The organism is Streptomyces sp. SID3212, from assembly GCF_009865405.1.
Lineage (GTDB): Bacteria > Actinomycetota > Actinomycetes > Streptomycetales > Streptomycetaceae > Streptomyces.
This window is the reverse complement of the sequence record NZ_WWJY01000334.1, coordinates 1-5,245: the sequence shown is the minus strand read 5'-3', so window position 1 is coordinate 5,245 and position 5,245 is coordinate 1. Positions and strand designations below refer to the sequence as shown.

Genomic DNA, 5,245 nt, shown 5'->3' with positions numbered 1-5,245 from the left:
TCCAGGGCCACGCCTCCCCCGGCATCTACGCCCGCGCGTTCCTCGACGGACGCCTCAGCGAGCAGGACCTGGACCGCTTCCGCCAGGAGGCGGGCGGCCAGGGGCTCCCCTCGTACCCGCACCCGCGCCGATTGCCCTGGCTGTGGGAGTTCCCCACCGTCTCCATGGGTCTCGGCCCGCTCTCCGCGATCTACCAGGCGCGCTTCAACCGCTACCTGGCCAACCGCGGCATCAAGGACACCTCCGCCTCGCACGTGTGGGCGTTCCTCGGTGACGGCGAGATGGACGAGCCCGAGTCGACGGCGTCCCTCGCCCTCGCCTCCCGCGAGCAGCTCGACAACCTGACCTTCGTCATCAACTGCAACCTCCAGCGCCTCGACGGGCCGGTCCGCGCGAACTTCAAGATCGTGCAGGAGCTGGAGGCCCAGTTCCGCGGCGCGGGCTGGAACGTGATCAAGTCGCTGTGGGGCTCCGCCTGGGACGAGCTGTTCGCCCTGGACACCACGGGCGCGCTCGTACGGCGCCTGCGCGAGGTGCCGGACGCGCAGTTCCAGACGTACGCGACCCGTGACGTGGCGTACATCCGCGAGCACTTCTTCGGCGCTGAGCCGGCCCTCGTGGAGCTGGCCAAGCTGCTGACGGACGCGAAGATCGCGGAGTGCTTCTTCACCTCGCGCGGCGGCCACGAGGCCCGCAAGGTGTACGCGGCCTACCGCGCCGCCCTCGCCCACAAGGGCGCGCCGACCGTGATCCTCGCCCAGACGGTGAAGGGCTACACGCTCGGCGCCGGCTTCGAGTCGCGCAACGCCAACCACCAGATGAAGAAGCTCTCGGGCGACCAGTTCCGCACCATGCGCGACCTGCTCGACCTGCCCATCCCGGACTCGAAGCTGGACGACGGCCTGGTGCCGTACGGCCACCCCGGCGCCGACTCCCCCGAGGTCCGCTACCTCCAGGAGCGGCGCGCGGAGCTGGGCGGCCCCGCCCCGGCCCGCCGGACGCACGCGGTCGCGCTCCCGGCGCCCGCCGAGAAGCCGTTCCAGACGGTCTACAAGGGCTCCGGCTCCCAGCCGGTCGCCACGACCATGGCGTTCGTCCGGCTGATGAAGGACCTCATGCGGGACAAGGAGACCGGCAAGCGCTGGGTCCCCATCGTCCCCGACGAGGCGCGCACCTTCGGCATGGAGGCGCTCTTCCCCGCGTACGGCATCTACTCGCCGCTCGGCCAGACCTACGACCCGGTCGACCGCGACCAGTTGCTCTACTACAAGGAAGCCAAGGACGGGCAGATCCTCAACGAGGGGATCACCGAGGCCGGTTCGATGGCCGACTTCATCGCCGCCGCGACGTCGTACGCGACGCACGGCGAAACGATGATCCCGTTCTACATCTTCTATTCGATGTTCGGCTGGCAGCGCACGGGCGACCAGATGTGGCAGCTCGCCGACCAGCTCGGCAAGGGCTTCATCGTCGGCGCCACGGCGGGCCGTACGACCCTGACGGGCGAGGGCCTCCAGCACGCCGACGGCCACTCCCACCTCATCGCGTCCACGAACCCGGCCGCGCTGAACTACGACCCGGCGTTCGCGTACGAGATCGCCGTGATCGTCAAGGACGGTCTGCGGCGGATGTACACGCCCACCCCCGAATCCCCCTCGGGCGAGGACGTCTTCTACTACCTCACGGTCTACAACGAGCCGATGCCGCAGCCCGCGATGCCCGAGGGCGTCGAGGAGGGCATCCTCAAGGGCCTGTACCGGTTCAAGGAGGGCGTGCCCGCCACGGCCGACGCGCCCCGCATACAGCTCCTCGCGTCGGGCACGGCGATCCACTGGATCCTGGAGGCCCAGGACCTGCTGGCCGCCGACTGGGGCGTCACCGCCGACGTGTGGTCCGCCACCTCCTGGGGCGAGCTGCGCCGCGACGGCCTCGCGGCCGACGAGGCCCTGCTGCGCGGCGAGGAGCGGGTGCCGTACGTGACCCGCGCGCTGGCCGGCGCGCCGGGCCCGGTGCTGGCGGTCAGCGACTGGATGCGCCAGGTCCCCGACCAGATCAGCCAGTGGGTCGAGCAGGACTACACCTCGCTCGGGACGGACGGCTTCGGCCTCTCCGACACCCGCGAGGCGGCCCGCAGGCACTTCGGCGTGGACGCCAGGTCGGTCGTCGTCGCGGCGCTCGCGCAGCTCGCGCGGCGCGGCGAGGTCAAGCCGGAGAAGGTCCTGGAGGCACGCGAGCGCTACGGCCTCTGAGCCCTCCGCGCCGCACCCCCCGGCCTCTCCCCCGCACGGATCCTGCCTCCCCGCACGGATTCCGCCCCGAAACCCCTGTCGCCACGCGGCAGGGGTTTCCCGGCGTTTTCCCGGCATCATGGGGCCATGCGCGCAGCCAGGCTGATCAAGATGGTGCTTCTCCTCCAGTCCAGACCGTCCATGACGGCCGCCGAACTGGCCGGTGCGCTGGAGGTCTCGGAGCGCACCATCACGCGGGACGCCCAGGCGCTGTCCGAGGCCGGGGTGCCGGTGTACGCGGACCGGGGCAGGACCGGGGGGTACCGGCTGGTCGGCGGGTACCGCACGCGGCTGACGGGGCTGGCGCGCGGTGAGGCGGAGGCGTTGTTCCTCTCCGGGGTGCCGGGGGCGCTGCGGGAGATGGGGCTGGACGACGTGTCCTCGGCCGCGCGGCTCAAGGTGTCGGCGGCGCTGCTGCCGTCGCTGCGGGACGCCTCGGAGTCGGCGGCGCGGCGCTTCCATCTGGACGCGCCCGGCTGGTACCAGGAGCCGGAGACCCCGGAGCTGCTGCCCGCGATCGCGGAGGCCGTGTGGGGCGACCGGCTGCTCTCGGCCCGCTACCGGCGCGCGGACGGGGAGGTGGAGCGGGAGCTGGCGCCGTACGGGCTCGTGCTGAAGGCGGGTGTCTGGTACCTGTGCGCCTGTGCCGGGGGCAGCTTCCGGGTGTACCGGCTCGACCGCTTCACGGCGGTGGAGCCGCTGGCGGAACGTTTCGTACGGGACGAGTCCTTCGACCTCCCGGCCTTCTGGGAGGAGCGCGCGGCGCAGTTCGCCCGCTCCCTGCTCCGTACGGAGATCGAGATCCGCCTCTCCCCGGAGGGCGTGCGCGCCCTGCCGTACGCCGTGGACCGCGCGTCGGCGCGCGAGGCGATCGAGGCGGCGCCCGCCCCGGACGACCAGGGCCGCGTCACGCTGACGCTGCCGGTGGAGTCCGAGGAGGTGGCGCACGGCCAACTGATGGTGCTGGGGGCGGAGGTGGAGGTGCTGGGGCCCCTCACCCTGCGCAGGCGCTTCGCGGAGTCGGCGGAGCGGGTGAGGGCGCTGTACGGGTGAGGGGCGGCCGACTGCGGCCGGCTCAGCGGTAGTCGCTCGCCGGGGCGTTCTTCCCGCCGTTCACCACGTCCGTGATGTACCCCCAGGCGTCCGGGGTGCTGCCGTCGGCGTCGGTGAACCCGTAATGCCGGGCCAGCGAGAAGCTGGACAGCGACTGGCCGGTCCACCGGTGCCGGTCCGGGTCCGAGGCCAGCGCGGCGACCGCGCGGCCCACGAAGACCGGGGACTCGGAGATCGCGAACGCCGCGTCCTTCCGTACGCCGTCGCGCCAGTTCTCCTCCCGTACGCCGAAGAAGTCGAGCATCTGCTCCGAGCGGAGGAAGCCCGGGGTGACCGAGACGGCCGTACCGCCGACGCTCCTGAGATCCTCGGCGAGGTTGAACGCCATCCTGATGGGGCCGTTCTTGGCGAGGTCGTAGTAGAAGTTCTCACGGAAGTTCTTGTTCGACTCGGCGGTGCCGTCCGTGACCTCGACCACCAGCCCGCCGGGCCTGCGGACCAGCAGCGGGAGCGCGCAACTGCTGGTGATGGCGTGGGTCCGCACGCTCAGGTCCAGCATCCGCAGCCCCCGTTCCAGGTCGGTCTCCCACATCTTCTTGCCGAACTCGACCAGGTGCTCACCGCCCCAGACGTCGTTCACCAGGACGTCCAGCCGGCCCTGCTCCCGGTCGATCCTGGCCACCAGCGCGCGGACCTGGTCCGGCTCCAGGTGGTCGGTCGGTACGGCGATCCCCTCACCGCCCGCCGCCGTCACCAGCTCGGCCGTCCCCTCGATGGTCTCCGTGGTCCGCCCGACCTCGCTGGCCTTCTCGCGGGTCGTGCGCCCCGTCACGTACACGGTCGCGCCGGCCGTCCCGAGCGCCACCGCGATCGCCCGCCCCGCGCCCCGGGTCGCCCCCGCCACGAGCGCGGTCCTCCCCGTCAACGGCTGTTCCGTCATCCGCCACCTCCATCGGTTCCGGCCGCCTTCCGGCCGTTCCACCGACCGTCACACAAAAAGGCGACATCTTCTGTCCGACTTCTTCCGGCTCACGATTCACCCCCTCATTTCGGCGCCTCCGCGTGCGCGGGCCCCCGCCAACCACGATGCTGGACCCGTGATGGACGAGACGGAGTTCTGGGAGATCATCGACAGCACCCGCGAGGCCGCCGACGGCGACCCCGAGGACCACGCCGAGCTGCTGGTGGAGCGGCTGCTCCAGCTCGACCCCGACTCCGTCCTGGACTTCGCGCGGCACTTCGAGGCCCGGTACAACCGCGCGTACCACTGGGACCTGTGGGGCGCGGCGGCCGTCCTCCTCGGCGGCGCGAGCGACGACGCCTTCGACTACTTCCGCTGCTGGCTCATCGGCCAGGGACGCGAGATCTTCGAGGGCGGGCTCCACGACCCGGACAGCCTCGCGGAGCTGCTGGACGAGTTCGACGAGGATCTCGACGGGGACGGCGAGGAGCTGGGGTACGCGGCGGACGAGGCGTACGAACAGCTGACGGGTGTGGTGGCGCCGGATCTCGGCGTGGCGGCGCAGCCGGCGGAGCCGGAGGGCACGCCGGTCGACTTCGAGGACACGACGGCGCTGGCGGACCGTTTCCCGAGACTGTCGGAGCGCTTCGGTACGCCGTGAGGATCCGGCCCTCACGCCAGGGCCAGGGGTCCTCACCCCAGGGCCCTTCACCCCAGGGAACTGTCACCCCAAGGAACCGTCACCCCAGGGATCCGTCACCCCAGCAGCGAACGGCCCATCAGCACGTCGTCCACGTACTCCCCGTCCAGCAGAAACTCCCCGGGCAGCACGCCCTCCACGGCGAAGCCCTCGGCCTCGTACAGCCGCCGCGCCGGGGTGTTGTGCCCCAGCACCCGCAGCGTCAGCCGGCGCGCGCCCTGGTTGCGCGCGTGCAGCGCCGCC

Annotated in this window: 5 protein-coding genes; 3 read left to right on the top strand and 2 right to left on the bottom strand. The window is 71.9% G+C overall.

Features of this window, described 5'->3' with window-relative positions; all coding sequences use genetic code 11:
* Together aceE and GT042_RS10135 are read left to right on the top strand one after the other, a co-directional pair.
* Window positions 1-2,249 (top strand): pyruvate dehydrogenase (acetyl-transferring), homodimeric type (gene aceE / locus GT042_RS10140; RefSeq protein WP_161308382.1); only part of this gene is annotated, 2,249 nt, incomplete at its 5' end.
* Window positions 2,250-2,375: 126 nt separating this feature from the next.
* A complete protein-coding gene (locus tag GT042_RS10135) occupies window positions 2,376-3,341 on the top strand; it encodes a WYL domain-containing protein (protein WP_161308381.1) in 966 nt (321 codons plus the stop codon).
* 22 nt (window positions 3,342-3,363) lie between these two features.
* Here the strand turns inward: GT042_RS10135 and GT042_RS10130 are convergent, their stop codons facing one another.
* Window positions 3,364-4,281 carry an SDR family oxidoreductase gene (locus GT042_RS10130; protein ID WP_161308380.1) on the bottom strand — a complete coding sequence of 306 codons (918 nt, stop codon included), beginning with the start codon at window positions 4,279-4,281 and terminating at the stop codon, window positions 3,364-3,366.
* Between the two features lie 160 nt (window positions 4,282-4,441).
* Between GT042_RS10130 and GT042_RS10125 the strand changes: the two genes are divergently transcribed.
* A complete protein-coding gene (locus GT042_RS10125; protein WP_161308383.1) occupies window positions 4,442-4,963 on the top strand; it encodes a DUF4240 domain-containing protein in 522 nt (173 codons plus the stop codon).
* A 95-nt stretch (window positions 4,964-5,058) separates the two neighbouring features.
* Here GT042_RS10125 and GT042_RS10120 read toward each other — a convergent pair.
* Window positions 5,059-5,245, bottom strand: a 187-nt coding sequence (locus GT042_RS10120) for a GNAT family protein (RefSeq protein ID WP_161308379.1), incomplete at its 5' end; no start/stop codon positions are given.

What these genes read in the sequence shown, in the direction of transcription:
- GT042_RS10135 (WP_161308381.1), top strand. Translation starts at nt 2,376, where the DNA reads ATGCGCGCAGCCAGGCTGATCAAGATGGTGCTTCTCCTCCAGTCCAGA.
- GT042_RS10130 (WP_161308380.1), bottom strand. Translation starts at nt 4,281, where the DNA reads ATGACGGAACAGCCGTTGACGGGGAGGACCGCGCTCGTGGCGGGGGCG.
- GT042_RS10125 (WP_161308383.1), top strand. Translation starts at nt 4,442, where the DNA reads ATGGACGAGACGGAGTTCTGGGAGATCATCGACAGCACCCGCGAGGCC.